We start from the raw sequence: 14,681 nt of genomic DNA, 5'->3' as shown, positions 1-14,681 counted from the left end.
GCGCGGCGGCCGCCGCATCCGGCGCCGCCGTCGCGTCAGGGCGCTTCGATGAGCCCGGCCGAGATCGCCTTGACGACCGCCTGGACCTTGTTCGTCGCGCCGAGCTTCTCGAGGATGTTGTTCACGTGGAAGTTGACCGTCCGCTCCGAGATGCTGAGGATCTGGCCGATTTCGCACGCAGTCTTGCCCTCTGCCGTCCAGCACAGTACCTCGCGCTCGCGCGCGGTCAGCGTGACGCCCGCCGCGGGCGACAACTTCGGCACCATGAAGCGGCTCATCAGCGAATGCGACAGGTTCGCGAGCCAGTTCGTCTGCAGCGTCAGCATGTTGATCTCGGCCGGCGTCAGCCGGTCGGCATGACGGGCGATGCTCAGCAGGCCGAACGCGCCGCGCGCCGCCCAACTCGACTGCGCGACGCCCACCGACAGCCCGAAATCGCGCGCGTCCTGCCACAGCGGGCAAGGCTCGATGTGGTCGACGTCGGGCCAGACGATCATGTTGGTGCTGAGCGCGCCATCGCGAACCGTCGAGTCGATCTCGATATAGTTCTGCGCCTGATAGTGCGCCATCCAGCCGTCCGGATAGGTATCGAAGATGGCGACCGCCGGCTTCGAGACAGGCAGCGGTACGCGAATGCCGTAACAGCAGTATTCGAATCCCAGCCGCTTGGAATAGGCGGCGATCCGCTGGAAGAGCTGCTGCTCGTCTTCCGCGGCGCTGAATTGTTGGTAGGCATCCTGCCAGCGCAGTTCCATTCTTTCTCCGACAACGTCACGCTGTCATACTTGTCAGGTTCCAGCACCCGTTCGAGGCTGATACATTCCGCGCATGACTTCACCCTTGCTGCACCCTGTCCCCGGCCCGTCCCCGGACGGCTACGTACGCCTGTCAGAAGGCGCACTGGCCGCACTTGTGCTCGACCATGTCGCGAGCGGCCTCGACCCCTCGCTGCTGGCCGAATTGCGCGACAACGCGATCGACGCCCGCCTCGCCGGTTATACCGAATGGCATCGCGCCGCCGGTGCCGGCGTCGCGTACGTGACGGTCGGCTGGGACTGGTACCTCGAACGCGCGACGGGCACGTTCGTGATCGCGGGCGGCGACGTCCGCAGCAACGTGATGGCCACCGACGCCAAAGGCGCCGACATCGGCATGGTCCGCACGGCAGCCGCGCTCGCCGCGCGGCTCGCCGCCATCGACTGGCCTGCCGCGGTCGCGTCGGCCCTGCTCGCGCACAACGACGCCTATCATGCCGGTCCGACGCTCCAGTGACAACCGGCCGCACATTCTTCTGACGATTCTGCGCGACTGGCGGTCTTTATAAGCAAAAGTTGCCTGGTTTTCAATCCCGGCGATCAAGAAACCGTTACCACCACGCAAATGGCGTCTTTACGCCGTCACCCTGTAAGAGTTACCAGTTACAGGCTCCTCGTGCCGCGCGCTGTAATGGATGCATACCAAAGCACAGATCCGAGGACATCCATGCAGACCTTCGTTCACGAGGAAGGGCGGTTGCCACACGAACTCGCGGCGGATCTCGGGCGCTATCGGCGCCGCGTGTTCGTCGAACAGCTCGGTTGGGCGCTCCCGTCGGCGAACGAAAGTTTCGAGCGTGACCAGTTCGATCGCGACGATACCGTCTACGTGTTCGCGCGAAACGCCGACGGCGACATGTGCGGATGCGCGCGCCTGCTGCCGACGACGCGCCCGTATCTGCTGAAGTCGCTGTTCGCCGATCTGGTCGCCGAGGACATGCCGCTGCCGCAATCGGCCGCCGTCTGGGAGTTGTCCCGATTCGCGGCGACCGACGCCGAAGGCGGGCCGGGCAATGCCGAATGGGCCGTGCGCCCGATGCTCGCGGCCGTCGTCGAATGCGCGGCGCAGCTCGGCGCGCGCCAGCTGATCGGCGTGACGTTCGCGAGCATGGAGCGGCTGTTCCGCCGGATCGGCATACACGCGCACCGTGCAGGCCCGCCGAAGCAGGTGGACGGACGTCTGGTGGTCGCGTGCTGGATCGACATCGATCCGCAAACGTTTGCTGCGCTAGGAATCGAGCCGGGGCAGGCCGCCCGGCAAGCTATCGCCGCCTGAGCCGGAACGCGCGTTCCCGTCCGGGCGGCATCGTAACGAAGGAGAACCAACGTGGACCAGTCCCAGGTCTTTCGCGCGATGATGCCCGGATTGACGAGCGCCGACGGCGCCCGCATCGCGGTCGCCTACCCGTCGTTTCCGAGGCCGTTGCCGCTCGTGCGGCTCGATCGCCGTGGGCTCGTGTTTCGTGCCGCCGGCGCCGCGCCGCTCGTGTGCGGGCTGCCGCGCCCGGCCACCCTGCTGGTCGCGGACGAGCCGCTGTGCTCGCTGCGCCTCGTGATCCGCGACATCGTCGCGACCGGCGACGGCCGGCACGACCTGACGATGCAGCCGTCCGGCGCCGCCGGCGACGAATTGCTGTGGCACGCGTTGCGCGATCGCGAGCCGTACCGGCGGATCCAGCATCCGCTTGCGCCGGTCGATCTGCCCGCCGCCATCGACCGCGAACAAGCGCCGGCCGGCGAAACCGCCGCGCGCCCGTCGCGCAGCACGGCTTTCCGCCTGCCGTGCCACAGCGACGCGCTGTTCTTCGCGGACTGGCTCGAATATCACTTCGACGAATTGCGCGCGCTGTCGCAACAGCACGGGCCGCAACTGCAGCTCAATCAGCTCGAACGACAGGTTGACGATGACGAGGTCGGCGTGCGTTTCGTGTACGACATCGACGGGCATGCGACGCGGCACGCATTGACCGACTGCGCACGCGAGGCGTGTGCATGGATCGAGACGGAGATGCGCAGCAAATACGCGCTACCCGTCGCGCAAGAGCGGTTCGGCGCATTCGCGGCGCACGCACGGGCCGCCGGCATGTGAACGAGGCCATGCCGCGCGGCGGCAAGTTGTGCGGATACAACGAGCGCTTGCAAACGTTCGGGTTTTCCCTTAAATTTACGTCTATCTCCTCCATGTCTCCAAACATGGATTCAGCCCGCTCAAGCAGCGGGCTTTTTTATTGCCGGCGTGGATTGCGGGGCCACATCATTTTCCATTCCGGCTAGCCGGCCAGGTGCACGCCAGCCGGGCGCAGCCAGTAGTGATGCACCGCAAATATCAGCGCGACCGCCACGACCACTACCAGCAGCAGATACAACCAGCCCTTCCTGGTCGACGGCAGGTCCGTCAGGGCCCCGACGTCGCCCGTCAGCGCCGCCAACGCGACCACCGCCAGCCCGGCCAGTACCAACGTCCCCTTCGCCACCCATCCGAAAGCGGCCTCCAGTCCGGCCACCCATCGCGACTGACGATACGGTCCGGCAATCGGCCGACGAAGATCGGGCTTATCCATTCGTCACCGCCCTGCCGGCATGCGCCTATCCGTGCGTCGTACGGCAGGCACGGCGAACACACGAATTCGACTGGTTTGCGAATGAGTCGCCGCTGCGACGCGGAGTGCGTATAAGGGATCGAGAAGCGTCATGTTTTTCCTTTCGCGAGACGAGGCTGGACAATTCGACCCGTTTGCTCAGGCCGGATCGATATCGTTCGATACGGCGAGTATCGCCGGAAACACGATCCGCTCGCATCGCCCAATCCGGATCGGCCGGCTTATCATTGACCGCCCGCCACTTCCCGCCGAGGCCATCTTGCACGCCCATCTGCGCATTGCCCGCCCGGTCGCCAACCTCGCCCGCACCGAGCGCATGTATCGCGACGCCCTCGATCTGTCGGTACTGGCGCGCTTCGAAGATCACGACGGCTTTTCCGGCGTGATGCTCGGACGCGCGGGCCTCGACTATCACTTCGAGTTCACGCACTGCCCCGATCATCCGATCGCGCCGTCGCCGACGCCCGAGGATCTGATCGTGTTCTACCTGCCCGATCGTCCGGAATGGGAAGCCGCGTGCGCACGCGCGACCGCACACGGCTTCATGCCGGTGACGTCGTTCAATCCGTACTGGGAAATATCAGGCCAGACTTTCGAGGATGCCGATGGCTATCGGATCGTGTTGCAGAACGGCACGTGGCGCTGACAGGCACACGCGCGCGAGCCGTTACGCGGCGGCGCGGCCGTCGAGGCGGACATGCCTCCGCGTCCGCCGGCCTCCAGCGACGTAGCGTCAGGCATTCGGTTTCGATTCGACGGCATGATCGCCACGCGAGATTGGTGAACAGGTGCCGCCCTTCGTTTCCATGCTCCGTGCCAAGGCCGGATTGCTTATGTCCTCCGAACGGAATGTCCATGCCTTGGGTGTGAATTTCATTCACCCATCGTTGGGACTCGGCAATCTTGGGGGTAAACGAAACCGCAGCACGGCGCACCGCGGCTCGAACGCGAAAGCAGACGTCCACAAACATCGAATTCAATCGGATGTCCCGCTCAGCGCCGAGAATGCCGGCTGGTTTCTTACGCTGGGGCGCTCCTTCATCCTCGCGTACCACGCATGCAGCGCCACGTATTCGGCAGGCACCGGCAGCTTCACGATCGACGCAAAGATCAAACCACCGATCACCGTGATGTCGGCCATCGAGAAGGCTTCTCCGGCGACGAACGGCTGTCTTTGCAAAACCTCGTCGAAGTAGCGCATGCCCCTCAGGGCTTTGTCGCGTTGACGGAATCCCCACTCGGCGTTCTGATAGGTTTCGACGTCCGGCCCCAGCCCCGGCGTGCCGTGGTGGAAATAGACGCTGATGGCGTCGAGCAGCTCCAGCTCGGCGCGCTTGCTCATCATGTGGATCAAGCCCTGTTCGAGCGGTGTCCTGCCGGTGAGCGTGGGCGCACCATCGAGCGCGTCCAGGTATTGGGTGATGGCCGTGCACTCGGCAATGAGCGTCCCGTCGTCGAGTTCGAGCACCGGCAGCGTGCCCGAGTAGTTCTTCTGCGCAATGAATTCCGGCCTTTTGTGCTCCCCTTTATAAAGGTCGACCATCGCAAACTCGACACGCGATTGAAGGTTCTTCTCGGCCACGGCGATGCGCACGCGTGTCGGATAGGGTCCCGTCGGAAAATCGTGGATCTTCATCAAGGGAAACTTGGTTGCATCGAAATCGAGGATGTCGGAACTCATCGTTAAGCCTCTACAGTGCGGTTGCGTCGGAATAGACGGTATCGGAGCCCGTGGCGTTACCGCCCTACCTGCCACATGGTAGGTTTACTGTAGAAGGTATAATCGCCTCCGTCAACACTCATTTTTTTGAATCGCGAGGCCGTAGCAGTGAAGAACGAGACAAGCTCAAACTCCAAGGAGAACATCCTGGCGGCCGCCACAAAAGTCGCGCAGGCGCATGGCTACGGCGGGCTGAATTTTCGCGACCTCGCGGACGTCGTCGGCATCAAGGCTGCCAGCGTCTACCATCACTTCCCGAGCAAGGCCGATCTGGGCGCGGCGGTCGCGAGGCGCTATTGGGAGGATTCGGCTGCTACGCTGGAAGCACTGTTGGCCGAATCCTCGGATCCGCTCCAGTGTCTTCGCCAGTATCCCGACACGTTCCGCAAGGCGCTCGAGAACGGTAACCGCATGTGCCTCTGCAGCTTCATGGCCGCCGAAAGCGACGACCTGCCGGCGGCGGTGATGAAAGAGGTCCAGGCGTTTGCCGATGTCAATGTCGCGTGGCTGAGTAAAGTGCTGTCCGCGGCGGCAGTGGGTAGCGCCGAAGCGTGCGAACAACGGGCTCGCGCCATCTTCGCCGCCGTTGCCGGCGCTCAGCTCATTGCCAGAAGCCGTTCGGATATCGCGCTATACGACACCTTGATAGAGACTTACCGCGTGGCAGGTCTCCTGCCGGCATAGGGGCGTGCGTGCGCGACGTAATCACCCGCAAAACCGACGAATGCACGACCGGGCTCTTCGTCGCGTGGGGGACCCGGCCTTCCATTGGTATCGGAGCGTTGACAACGACGTTGTCCATCGTCCAACCGCGTTAATCGTGCCGCGCGAAATGAGTAGGCAAGCGCTGCGCGGCGATGGGCGACGTCGGTGCTCCAGCAATCGGCGAGTATTTCAGGACCTCGGCCGACAGCAGGAGATGTAGCCGGGAAGGCAGCAATGCGGACACCGGTCCGGGGCAATCAGCAGGAGAGCATCAAGCGTGACGAGGCTGATCGTCAACGAGCCCCCAGGAGGGATGCCCAAATCACAAGACCTTTTTATTGGTTCCGCGCGATCGTGAGACGAGAGGATCACAGCATGTTCGCACCACGAAAGACGACTTCCGGTCGCCTTCGGGCGTAGCCCGGGAAAGCCGTCAAAGGCCAGGTGCTGGCCCGAGTCCGGCTTGCTTGCAGTGCGCGCGCAAATCTCATCGGGAAGTGGCGTAGCTTTTTGAAAAAGCTGAGCCCTGAACGCCAAGTTTCCCGATGTTCGGAAGTGTCGATACGATTTGCGACCAACCTGACTTTCGGTCAAAACCCACTACCAGAAAGCCTCTCCAGGACAAATCGCTTGCCAGACGAGCGTCCCGAAGACTCCCGAATTTCCATCACTCGTTTTCTTCGAAGTAGTGTCCGAACTTCGCCTGCTTCGTGCGGATATAACGCTCGTTTTCCTCGCGCACGGGCACCGCGAGCGCCACGCGTTCGCAGACGGGAATACCGTGCTTCACGAGCGTATCGAACTTCTTCGGATTGTTGCTCATCAACCGCACCGACGTCACGCCGAGGATGCGCAGGATCGCAGCGGCCGAGTCGTATTCGCGGGCGTCGTCGGGCAGGCCGAGATCGAGGTTCGCCTCGACGGTATCGCGCCCCTGCTCCTGCAGCGCGTAGGCGCGGATCTTGTTGCTCAGGCCGATGCCGCGGCCTTCATGGCCGCGCAGATACAGCAGCACGCCGCGGTCTTCGGCCGCGATGTAACGCAACGCGAGATCGAGTTGCTCGCCGCAATCGCAGCGGTACGAACCGAACACGTCACCGGTCAGGCATTCGGAATGCAGCCGGGTCAGCACCGACTGCTCGCCGGTCACGTCGCCCATCACGAGCGCGAGATGTTCGGCATCGCTGCCCGAGACGCGAAATGCGTACGACGTGAACGTACCGTAGCGCGTGGGCAGCGACGCCGTGGCGACGAGCGTCACGCACTCGTCGGCCTGGCCATTGCCCGGCATGGGCGATTGGGGACGCGAAGACATCATGAATTCAATCGAAACGTTCAGGAATGTAGGAGTTGTGTGGATGGCGCGTGACGGGAGTTTACCGCTAATCTGGAAACGTCACGCGACTGCCGCCGCCCGCCCGGCTATACTGGGCTCATCGGGTGATGCGCATCACGCCCCGCCTGCCCTGCATCGACCTGCACACGGAGAAAGCGAATGAGCACGACTGTCGCGCAGATTCTCAAGGCCAAGCCGGATTCGGGCCGTACCATCTACACCGTCACGAAGAGCGATCTCGTCTACGACGCCATCAAGCTGATGGCGGAAAAGGGGATCGGCGCGCTGCTCGTCCTGGACGGCGACGACATCGCAGGCATCGTCACCGAGCGCGACTACGCGCGCAAGGTCGTGCTGCAGGACCGCTCGTCGAAAGCCACCCGCGTCGAGGAAATCATGACGGCGAAGGTGCGCTACGTCGAACCGTCGCAATCCACCGACGAGTGCATGGCGCTGATGACCCAGCACCGGATGCGCCACCTGCCCGTGCTCGACGGCGGCAAGCTGGTCGGCCTCATCTCGATCGGCGACCTCGTGAAGAGCGTGATTGCCGATCAGCAGTTCACGATCAGCCAGCTCGAACACTATATCCACGGCACGCCCACCGTCACGTCCGCCTGATCCGCCCCAGCAAAAAAGGCCCAAACGCGTCAGCGTCTGGGCGGAAAGCCGCCGACACGCGGCGACGGAGGTTCTGCTCCTGCGGGCGAACGACGCGCGCGACTGGCGCGCGTCTCGTCGATTCGGCGGTGCGCCCGGGCAGACCCGCGGGATGCTCGCTCAGTTACCGAAGTAGACCGAATTCACGGGATTCGGCGCTTCCCGCGTCACGCGGCGGCCGGCTTGCGCGGCACCCGTTGCCACGGCACCGTAACCGCTCGTGTCGGCGTGCGCGAGCATCGGCTGGTTCGGCTGAACCCGTTGCTCGGCCGCCTGGATGTCGCTCGGATATTGCGAATCGCTCGCCAGCGGCTTGTAGCCGTTCTGCTCGAGTTGCACGAGTTCGGCCTTGACCTCAGCGCGGGTCAACCCCTGTTCGGACTGCGCGAACGATGCAATCGGAGCGGCAAGGACGGATGCGGCGATGGCTGCGTAGATGATCGACTTCATGATTTACCTCCGGAATATGTTCTCTTTTGGCGTCGCCTCGGCAGGACTGTCTGAAGCGATTGAATTCAGTGTAGTGCGCACGCCTCCAAGGGGAAACCCTTAGTTTGAACATACAGCGTTGCATTTCTGGAAAAAATCGCCCACTGTTTCCGGACAGGGTCGTTGCAACTTGCTTCATCTACACAACAATCGCTGACGAAAGGCCGACAGCCGGGTCACATGGCCGGAAGGTTGTGTTGTAGAATCGTAAGGTTTCCTTCGCCAGTCGATATTCCATCCACCATGTACGCGCTCACGCCCCTTTTGGTTTCGCCGTCCGGCTTGGCCGGCGTGCGCGTGCGCGCCGGCCAGCCGGCGCATCCCCTCGTTCGACGCACGGCCCAGGCACCGCTCGCCCCTGCCCGGCGCCTGATCTGACCGCTCGGTCTCCACCCCGGAGCCAGGTTAGACAGGCTCCGGGCGATCCTCATAGGCACGCCACGCCTGCCCTCTGCCGATCATTTGGAGAACCACCATGAAACAACGCCTTTACCAGTTGACCGAACTCGACGTCGCTCGCCTCGAAAAGCATGCCGAGCACAATCCGCGCTTTCAGGCGATGCTCGACACGCTGCTGGAGCGCGCCGATATCGTCCAGCCCGACGCCATCAAGGCGAACGTCGTCACGATGAACTCGCAAATCACGCTGCTCGACGAAGCAACCCAGGAACAGGCCACCTGGACGATCGTTTATCCGGACGCCGCCAATCTCGAACTCGGCCGCCTGAACGTCTTCTCGCCCGTCGGCATGGCGCTGCTGGGCACGCAACGCGGCCAGATGGTCAAGGTGATGCAACCGAGCGGCGCCGAAAAGCTGATGAAGGTTGCGGCGATCGTGTTCCAGCCGGAAGCCAACGGCGAATACACGCGTTGAGCCCTCGGCGACCAGCGCCGCGCCACACGGGCGCAGCACGAAAAAAGCGCCCGCATGAACTGCACCCCAAAAGTTGGATACCGATCCAACCTTTGGGGTGTTTTTCATGAACCGCTTGGATTTCCTGGACAGTGCCGAGCGTTAGTGTTCGGCCTTTCCCGCGCTTTTTTGTATCCGGACGATCAGGGTTGCCGTCATCGCGTTCCGCAGACGAAAAAAAGGCGCCCGAAGGCGCCTTTTCGATGCTGCGAAGCGGGTTACCCCGCCCGTCACGCTTAGAAGCGGTGACGCAGACCAACCGTTGCTGCGGTTTGGTTGATCGACGAGCTCGGCAGGTTGTTGGCGAAGGTGTCGCCGTTGTAGATCGACGCGCCGATGCCGTTCTTCGCTGCACGCTGGTACACAGCTTGTGCGTAGACGTCCGTGCGCTTCGACAGTGCGTAGTCAGCTTGCAGACCGAACTGGTTCCAGTGCGTGCTGCCGTTGTTGATCTTCGCGTTCGTGTACGTGTAAGCAGCACCCAGGCCGAGAGCCGGCGTCAGGTTGTACTTTGCGTTGACTTCGTAGTTGTCGGTGCGCAGCGTGCCTGCAGCAACTGCGTTGTTGTCGAGACGCGCTTGCGTCCATGCAGCGCCGACTTGCGCCGGGCCGAATGCGTACGCAGCAGCAGCACCGTACGTACGGACGCGGCCTTGGCTAGCGATGCCACCGATTGCCGACGACGTCGCGCCGTTTGCGTTCGTACCGTCACCCAGGTTTGCTTGCGAGTATGCTGCACCCAGCTTCAGGCCTTGGAACTGGTACGACAGACCGCCGCTGTATGCACGGTTGTTGCCGAAGTTCGTGCTGTTCGAGAACGAGTACGTGCCGCCGAATTGCAGACCAGCGTAGTTAGCGCTCGTGTACTTGATCGTGTTGTTCTGCGCGACGTCGCCGTTCGTGCTCAGGCGGTCGAGGTTCAGCGGGTGCGCGAAGTACGTGCCGCCCCACGAGCCCGTTGCCGTCAGCGGCGCCAGGTAGTCTTGCGTTGCGTCATACTGCTTACCCAGCGTGACCGTGCCGTACTGGCTCGACAGGCCAACGAAAGCCTGGCGGTTGAACATGCCGCCGTTGCCGTTTGCGAAGCGGCCGTTACCGATGTTGAAGCCGCTTTCCAACGTGAAGATTGCCTTCAGGCCGCCACCCAGGTCTTCCGAGCCACGCAGGCCGAAACGGCTCTGGTCAATGCCCGAACCCATTGCCCAACGCGACTTGCCAGCTTGGCCGAGTGCCGGCTGGACGTTGCTCGTGTAGGTGATGCCTGCGTCCAGCACGCCGTACAGCGTGACGCTGCTTTGCGCGTGAGCGACGGTAGCGAACGATGCTGCAGCTGCTGCAACGATCAGAGTCTTGTTCATTCGTGGAGCTCCCTTCTAAAAAGAGGCAGGTCTCGCGACCTTGTTCATAAACGGTCTTCAACCGCCCGGGAGCGCCATCGATCCTGCTGGCGGCGCCCGGATAGTTGCCCGTTTGGGAACCGTGAGTTTAGGGGTGTACCCTAGGGGAGCGATCCGCAAATAAAGAAATAAGCTTTTCCAGAACTAGAAATAATGAAAGTGGGGCCGCGTCATAAGTATTTGTTTTAACGTTTGTTTTTGACCTCTTGACGCCGGCTTTTTGGACGCTTTCATCGCACCATTCTTTCATGTCATCGGCTTGACGGTTGCATAGAAACAACAAACGGATTCGGTTCGGCACACCAAAACCGGCAATTATTACCTGCCTCAATCTCAAATATTGGTCTTTCCGCTTCTAAAACGTCCCGTCGGCACCCTAAACAAGGGGTCGATACCTGTGCCATGGCGAGATTCCGTCAGCCGTTGGAAAGGAAACAGCGGCTCGACCCTGCCGTGACACGCGGTAACAGCCTTAACCGGCCCCGTAACGCGGCGGGCAGGCCGGCAGGCTAATGTAAGGCAGCCTCGCATACAGAACAGGAACCGCCATGAATCGACGCTCGTTGCTGCGCGCCATCGGATTGACTGCCGCCTTCGTCGGCACCGGCTGGCTGCGCGCCGCCTCGGCCCAGCCTTCCCCGCCCGTGTATCGGCCCTCGGGCCCGAATCGTGTACCCGGCGGGCCGCCCTATGCAGACCGGCCGAGCTTCGCGCCGCCGGCGGCGCGCCACGACCGTCGACCGCCCCCGCCACGGCCGCATGGCTATATATGGACGGACGGCTATTGGCGCTGGCAGCGCGGCCGCTATATATGGGTACCCGGTCGCTGGGTCGCGCGACGCCCCGGGCGCCGCTGGGTACCCGGCTACTGGCGCCGTCAAGGGGCGGTGTGGGTCTACGTCGACGGCTCGTGGCGGTGAGCGGCGGCTCGGCGCCGGCCGATGAAGGGCCGGAGCCGGACCGCGCGCGAGAACCGACGCGGTCCACGCCACGGAATCGTGCGTTACGGCAGCCGCGCTGCAGTCGACATATCGTCGGTCGCCATTCCGGCGGCATCATTCCGATAACGAAGTCATACGATGTGGCGATGCGAATGCATCCGACGATGCTTCAAGCCATCGAAATCGTCTACCGCACATCGCCGGTCGACGAACCGATGCGCGCATCGTCCGCAGCGCGGCCGACGGCGATCTCGTCTACCTGCACGTGCATGCGACCGAGCATCCGGGCGATCGCGGCGAAGCGGTGGTCGACATCTTCCGCGTGAAGGACGGCAAGATCGTCGAACACTGGGACGTGATTCAGCCGGTACCCGAAACGTCCGCGAACCGGAACACGATGTTCTGATGCACGACGCCGGACGCGACCGGCCGCCCCCTATGCCGGCCGAATCGACGCTGCTTCGCGAGCTTCGACGGCAATCGGTTCGGCCCTTCCGTAGCGACGCTCGCGCCGCCCCGTGCGATCGAGACGTGCATTTGCATTTGCGTTCGCAGCGAAGCACGTCCGGCGCGCCGGGCTCCGGGCGATCGGCGCGCGAACCGGCGCCGTCACGCGACGCCGAGCGCCAGCACCTGCTCGGTGGTCAGCACGTCGCCGAACGTGTCCGACAATGCGGCCAGCGTCGCACGATGGAGGTCGCGGTGCGGCACCGTGCCGCCGTCCGCGACGTCGAGATCGCGCGTCGCACAGGCATCGTCGACGACGATCACCGCATAGCCGAGCGGCACCGCATCGCGTGCCGCGCCGGCCACGCACGCATGCGTCATCAGGCCGGTGACGATCAGCGTGTCGATGCCGGCCGCCTTCAGCCGCGCATCGAGGTCGGTCGTCGGGAAGACGCTCACCGACGTTTTCTTCACGACCGTGTGAGCGGGCGCCGGCTGCAGGTCCGCATGAAAGCGGAAGCCGTCGCTGCCGTCGGCGAAGATCGGGCTGTCGGCCGACCCGACGTGCTGGACGTGGAACACCGGAATGCCCGCGCGGTCGGCGAACGCGATCACGCGCCGCGCATTGCCCAGCGCACGCGGCCCGTCCGGAATCGGCAGACGGCCGCTGAAGTATTCGTTCTGGAAATCGATCACCGGCAGCGCGGTGCGCGCGGCGGCGATCGACGTCGGCGCGCTCGCGCCGGCCAGGGTACGGATGGTCGGATGTTGCATGGGATGTCCTGTCGGTCGATACATTGGCGGAACGGCGCGCCGGCCTTGCGGCGTCGCCGGACGCGGCCCGGAACCTCTCCGGCCGCGACGCGCCAGTGTCGGGCCGCGCGGCGTGTCGCGACAGCGGCGCGCGGGACAACGTCCGACAGAATCGGGCCAACGTGCGCGAGCGCCGCCTACGACAGCACGGCCGTTCGCGCGCCCGGCCGCGTACGGCCGTAAGCGACCATCATCGCGAAGCTGAGCAGGAAACCCGCGCCGCCGATCAGCAGCAGGCCGATTTCGCCGAATACGGGCAGCAGGTTCGTCAGCGCACCCGTCACGACCCACGCGACCGCCATCACCGAGCCTGCGACGCCGAGCGCCCAGCCCTGTCGATCGTCGCTCACGGCATCGGAAAACGCGGTATACATCGTTGTGTACGCAACCATGTCGAAACAGCCGACGACCATCGCGAGCACCCACAGCACCGGTTCGTGCGGAAACAACGCGGACAGGATCTGGCCAAGGCCGGCCACCAGCAGGCCCGTCTTCGCGATCTCGATCACGCCCCACACGCGCAGCATCAGCCGCACGACGCACACCAGGCCGAACACGAAGCAGATGCCGATCACGCCGCTGAACAGCCCGAGCCGCGCGCTCGTATAGCCGAATTTCGCCTGCAACAGCAGCATGATGGTCTGCAGATAAAGCCCGTAGCCGACCTGCATCAGGAAGAACACCACCGACAGGAACGCGACGTTGCGCTGGCGCGCGGCCTCCCGGATGATCCGCAACGGCAGCAGCGGATCGATGCGCGTATCGCCGCGCGGCGCGGCGCAATCGCGATACGACGCCCAGGTCCAGCACGCGCAGATCAGCGACAGCGCCGCGACCAGCACGAACGGCGTGCCGTAGTCGAACAGCGGCGAGATCGTCCGGTCGGACGCGACGCCGCCGAGCACCGGGCCGACGATCACGCCCGCGCTGAACGCGAGCGACATGATGCTCATGTCGTACGCCTTCGTATCGGGCGTGCCGAGATCGGCGACGGCCGCCTGCGCGATACCCTGGCACCCGGCCATCAGGCCGGTGAGCCCGCGGCCGGCGAGCAGCAGCGCGACGCTGCCCTGCCACGCACCGACCGCCATCGTCGCGTAGCCGATCGCGAGGCCCAGCAAGCACAGCAGCAGGATCCGACGGCGGCCGTAGCGATCGGACAGCTCGCCCATCAGCGACTAGCCGAAGAACATGCACAGCGGGTAGATCCCGTAGCCGAGACCGAGATAGAAATTGCGTGCGTGTGCGCTGGCGCCGGCCGGCAGGATGCCCGCGTGCGGATCGCTGAAGATGGCGGACATCATCGGATAAACGAGCCCGAACCCCATCGCGTCGAGCGCGATGGCGAGCAGGCAGGGGCCGAGCAGTTTGTAATCGAACCGGGACATGGCGACCTTCCGGACAGAGTGGACGATCGCCCAAGCGTAATGATCGGGCGGCCGCCGCGGTAGGCCGCCGCCGGCGATGCTAAGCATCGGTTCGTGCGATACCCCGCATGCGGCCCGCGCCGATGGGCACGCCGGTCCCGCTGCCGGCGCTCGCGGCCGACATCGATCTCGGCACGCCGGGCGACTCGACGCACGGCGGCCCGCCCTGAACCAAGTCGGCCCGCGACCATGCACGGCGCGCCGACGTGCACGAACACGCTGGAGAGGAGCCCGAACGATCCCGCGAACGGCACGTACCCCGCAGGTGCGACGGGCGACCCGCTCGCACGCGTCGGCCACGTGACGACGAACGTCGTGACGCGGTGAGCGACATCTTCTCGCCGACCAACCTCGTATCGGGCAACGTCGGCTGCTCGCTGCTGCCCCGGCCGTGCGCGCGAGCTGTTCGCGCACCGCA

Annotated in this window: 16 protein-coding genes and 2 pseudogenes; 9 read left to right on the top strand and 9 right to left on the bottom strand. The window is 64.2% G+C overall.

Annotation, left to right across the window (positions count from 1 at the left end; translation table 11 throughout):
* Positions 1–35: 35 nt before the first annotated feature.
* The gene (locus tag WS96_RS24275; RefSeq protein ID WP_059835976.1) at positions 36–755 is read right to left on the bottom strand and encodes an autoinducer binding domain-containing protein; all 720 of its coding nucleotides are present in this window, start codon (positions 753–755) and stop codon (positions 36–38) included.
* Between the two features lie 73 nt (positions 756–828).
* On the opposite strand from WS96_RS24275, the gene WS96_RS24270 reads away from it, so the two are divergent.
* From WS96_RS24270 to WS96_RS24260, 3 genes are all read left to right on the top strand, one after another.
* The gene (locus tag WS96_RS24270) at positions 829–1,272 is read left to right on the top strand and encodes a DUF4902 domain-containing protein (RefSeq protein ID WP_059782995.1); all 444 of its coding nucleotides are present in this window, start codon (positions 829–831) and stop codon (positions 1,270–1,272) included.
* Between the two features lie 210 nt (positions 1,273–1,482).
* A complete protein-coding gene (locus tag WS96_RS24265) occupies positions 1,483–2,091 on the top strand; it encodes an acyl-homoserine-lactone synthase (RefSeq protein WP_034204537.1) in 609 nt (202 codons plus the stop codon).
* 51 nt (positions 2,092–2,142) lie between these two features.
* Complete coding sequence (locus WS96_RS24260) at positions 2,143–2,904, top strand: hypothetical protein (RefSeq protein WP_179949979.1); 762 nt, start codon at positions 2,143–2,145, stop codon at positions 2,902–2,904.
* Between the two features lie 181 nt (positions 2,905–3,085).
* Here WS96_RS24260 and WS96_RS24255 read toward each other — a convergent pair whose 3' ends face one another.
* Positions 3,086–3,376, bottom strand: a complete 291-nt coding sequence (locus WS96_RS24255; protein ID WP_059835972.1) for a hypothetical protein — start codon at positions 3,374–3,376, stop codon at positions 3,086–3,088.
* A gap of 298 nt (positions 3,377–3,674) precedes the next feature.
* Here WS96_RS24255 and WS96_RS24250 point away from each other — a divergent pair, with 298 nt between their 5' ends.
* Positions 3,675–4,061 (top strand): VOC family protein, encoded by a 387-nt coding sequence (locus WS96_RS24250; RefSeq protein WP_059782989.1) that lies wholly within the window; start codon positions 3,675–3,677, stop codon positions 4,059–4,061.
* Here the strand turns inward: WS96_RS24250 and WS96_RS34605 are convergent.
* Complete coding sequence (locus tag WS96_RS34605; RefSeq protein WP_082720345.1) at positions 3,976–4,386, bottom strand: aldehyde dehydrogenase family protein; 411 nt, start codon at positions 4,384–4,386, stop codon at positions 3,976–3,978. The two genes, WS96_RS24250 and WS96_RS34605, sit on opposite strands and share 86 nt — an antisense overlap.
* A 5-nt stretch (positions 4,387–4,391) precedes the next feature.
* Complete coding sequence (locus WS96_RS24245; RefSeq protein WP_059835970.1) at positions 4,392–5,096, bottom strand: glutathione S-transferase; 705 nt, start codon at positions 5,094–5,096, stop codon at positions 4,392–4,394.
* Between the two features lie 147 nt (positions 5,097–5,243).
* Here WS96_RS24245 and WS96_RS24240 point away from each other — a divergent pair, with 147 nt between their 5' ends.
* Entirely contained in the window at positions 5,244–5,819 is a 576-nt protein-coding gene (locus WS96_RS24240) for a TetR/AcrR family transcriptional regulator (RefSeq protein WP_059782987.1), read from the top strand.
* A gap of 688 nt (positions 5,820–6,507) precedes the next feature.
* Here the strand turns inward: WS96_RS24240 and ribA are convergent.
* Complete coding sequence (gene ribA / locus WS96_RS24235) at positions 6,508–7,158, bottom strand: GTP cyclohydrolase II (RefSeq protein WP_059835968.1); 651 nt, start codon at positions 7,156–7,158, stop codon at positions 6,508–6,510.
* 177 nt (positions 7,159–7,335) lie between these two features.
* On the opposite strand from ribA, the gene WS96_RS24230 reads away from it, so the two are divergent.
* The gene (locus tag WS96_RS24230; RefSeq protein ID WP_034204531.1) at positions 7,336–7,797 is read left to right on the top strand and encodes a CBS domain-containing protein; all 462 of its coding nucleotides are present in this window, start codon (positions 7,336–7,338) and stop codon (positions 7,795–7,797) included.
* Between the two features lie 159 nt (positions 7,798–7,956).
* Here WS96_RS24230 and WS96_RS24225 read toward each other — a convergent pair whose 3' ends face one another.
* Entirely contained in the window at positions 7,957–8,286 is a 330-nt protein-coding gene (locus tag WS96_RS24225; RefSeq protein ID WP_059835964.1) for a DUF4148 domain-containing protein, read from the bottom strand.
* Between the two features lie 514 nt (positions 8,287–8,800).
* On the opposite strand from WS96_RS24225, the gene WS96_RS24220 reads away from it, so the two are divergent.
* Positions 8,801–9,199: a GreA/GreB family elongation factor gene (locus WS96_RS24220; protein WP_059500187.1), complete on the top strand. Its 399-nt coding sequence runs from the start codon at positions 8,801–8,803 to the stop codon at positions 9,197–9,199.
* A gap of 275 nt (positions 9,200–9,474) precedes the next feature.
* Here WS96_RS24220 and WS96_RS24215 read toward each other — a convergent pair whose 3' ends face one another.
* Positions 9,475–10,596 carry a porin gene (locus tag WS96_RS24215; RefSeq protein WP_034204528.1) on the bottom strand — a complete coding sequence of 374 codons (1,122 nt, stop codon included), beginning with the start codon at positions 10,594–10,596 and terminating at the stop codon, positions 9,475–9,477.
* Between the two features lie 587 nt (positions 10,597–11,183).
* Here WS96_RS24215 and WS96_RS32940 point away from each other — a divergent pair.
* A complete protein-coding gene (locus WS96_RS32940) occupies positions 11,184–11,555 on the top strand; it encodes a YXWGXW repeat-containing protein (protein WP_082720344.1) in 372 nt (123 codons plus the stop codon).
* A gap of 238 nt (positions 11,556–11,793) precedes the next feature.
* Positions 11,794–11,982, top strand: a pseudogene (locus WS96_RS24210) (nuclear transport factor 2 family protein); the annotation flags it as partial.
* A 203-nt stretch (positions 11,983–12,185) separates the two neighbouring features.
* Here WS96_RS24210 and WS96_RS24205 read toward each other — a convergent pair.
* Positions 12,186–12,797 carry a cysteine hydrolase family protein gene (locus WS96_RS24205; RefSeq protein WP_059835962.1) on the bottom strand — a complete coding sequence of 204 codons (612 nt, stop codon included), beginning with the start codon at positions 12,795–12,797 and terminating at the stop codon, positions 12,186–12,188.
* A 176-nt stretch (positions 12,798–12,973) separates the two neighbouring features.
* A pseudogene (locus WS96_RS24200) lies at positions 12,974–14,224 on the bottom strand (MFS transporter).
* Positions 14,225–14,681: the final 457 nt, after the last annotated feature.

The organism is Burkholderia sp. MSMB1835, assembly GCF_001526365.1.
In the GTDB taxonomy this organism is placed as follows: domain Bacteria; phylum Pseudomonadota; class Gammaproteobacteria; order Burkholderiales; family Burkholderiaceae; genus Burkholderia.
This window is presented reverse-complemented; position numbering and strand designations above follow the sequence as displayed.

Excerpts from the sequence above, each read along its gene's own strand:
- WS96_RS24220 (WP_059500187.1), top strand. The coding sequence starts at position 8,801 with ATGAAACAACGCCTTTACCAGTTGACCGAACTCGACGTCGCTCGCCTC.
- WS96_RS24205 (WP_059835962.1), bottom strand. The coding sequence starts at position 12,797 with ATGCAACATCCGACCATCCGTACCCTGGCCGGCGCGAGCGCGCCGACG.
- WS96_RS24270 (WP_059782995.1), top strand. The coding sequence starts at position 829 with ATGACTTCACCCTTGCTGCACCCTGTCCCCGGCCCGTCCCCGGACGGC.
- WS96_RS32940 (WP_082720344.1), top strand. The coding sequence starts at position 11,184 with ATGAATCGACGCTCGTTGCTGCGCGCCATCGGATTGACTGCCGCCTTC.
- WS96_RS24225 (WP_059835964.1), bottom strand. The coding sequence starts at position 8,286 with ATGAAGTCGATCATCTACGCAGCCATCGCCGCATCCGTCCTTGCCGCT.
- WS96_RS24215 (WP_034204528.1), bottom strand. The coding sequence starts at position 10,596 with ATGAACAAGACTCTGATCGTTGCAGCAGCTGCAGCATCGTTCGCTACC.
- WS96_RS34605 (WP_082720345.1), bottom strand. The coding sequence starts at position 4,386 with ATGTTTGTGGACGTCTGCTTTCGCGTTCGAGCCGCGGTGCGCCGTGCT.
- WS96_RS24245 (WP_059835970.1), bottom strand. The coding sequence starts at position 5,096 with ATGAGTTCCGACATCCTCGATTTCGATGCAACCAAGTTTCCCTTGATG.
- WS96_RS24230 (WP_034204531.1), top strand. The coding sequence starts at position 7,336 with ATGAGCACGACTGTCGCGCAGATTCTCAAGGCCAAGCCGGATTCGGGC.
- WS96_RS24275 (WP_059835976.1), bottom strand. The coding sequence starts at position 755 with ATGGAACTGCGCTGGCAGGATGCCTACCAACAATTCAGCGCCGCGGAA.
- WS96_RS24265 (WP_034204537.1), top strand. The coding sequence starts at position 1,483 with ATGCAGACCTTCGTTCACGAGGAAGGGCGGTTGCCACACGAACTCGCG.
- WS96_RS24255 (WP_059835972.1), bottom strand. The coding sequence starts at position 3,376 with ATGGATAAGCCCGATCTTCGTCGGCCGATTGCCGGACCGTATCGTCAG.
- ribA (WP_059835968.1), bottom strand. The coding sequence starts at position 7,158 with ATGATGTCTTCGCGTCCCCAATCGCCCATGCCGGGCAATGGCCAGGCC.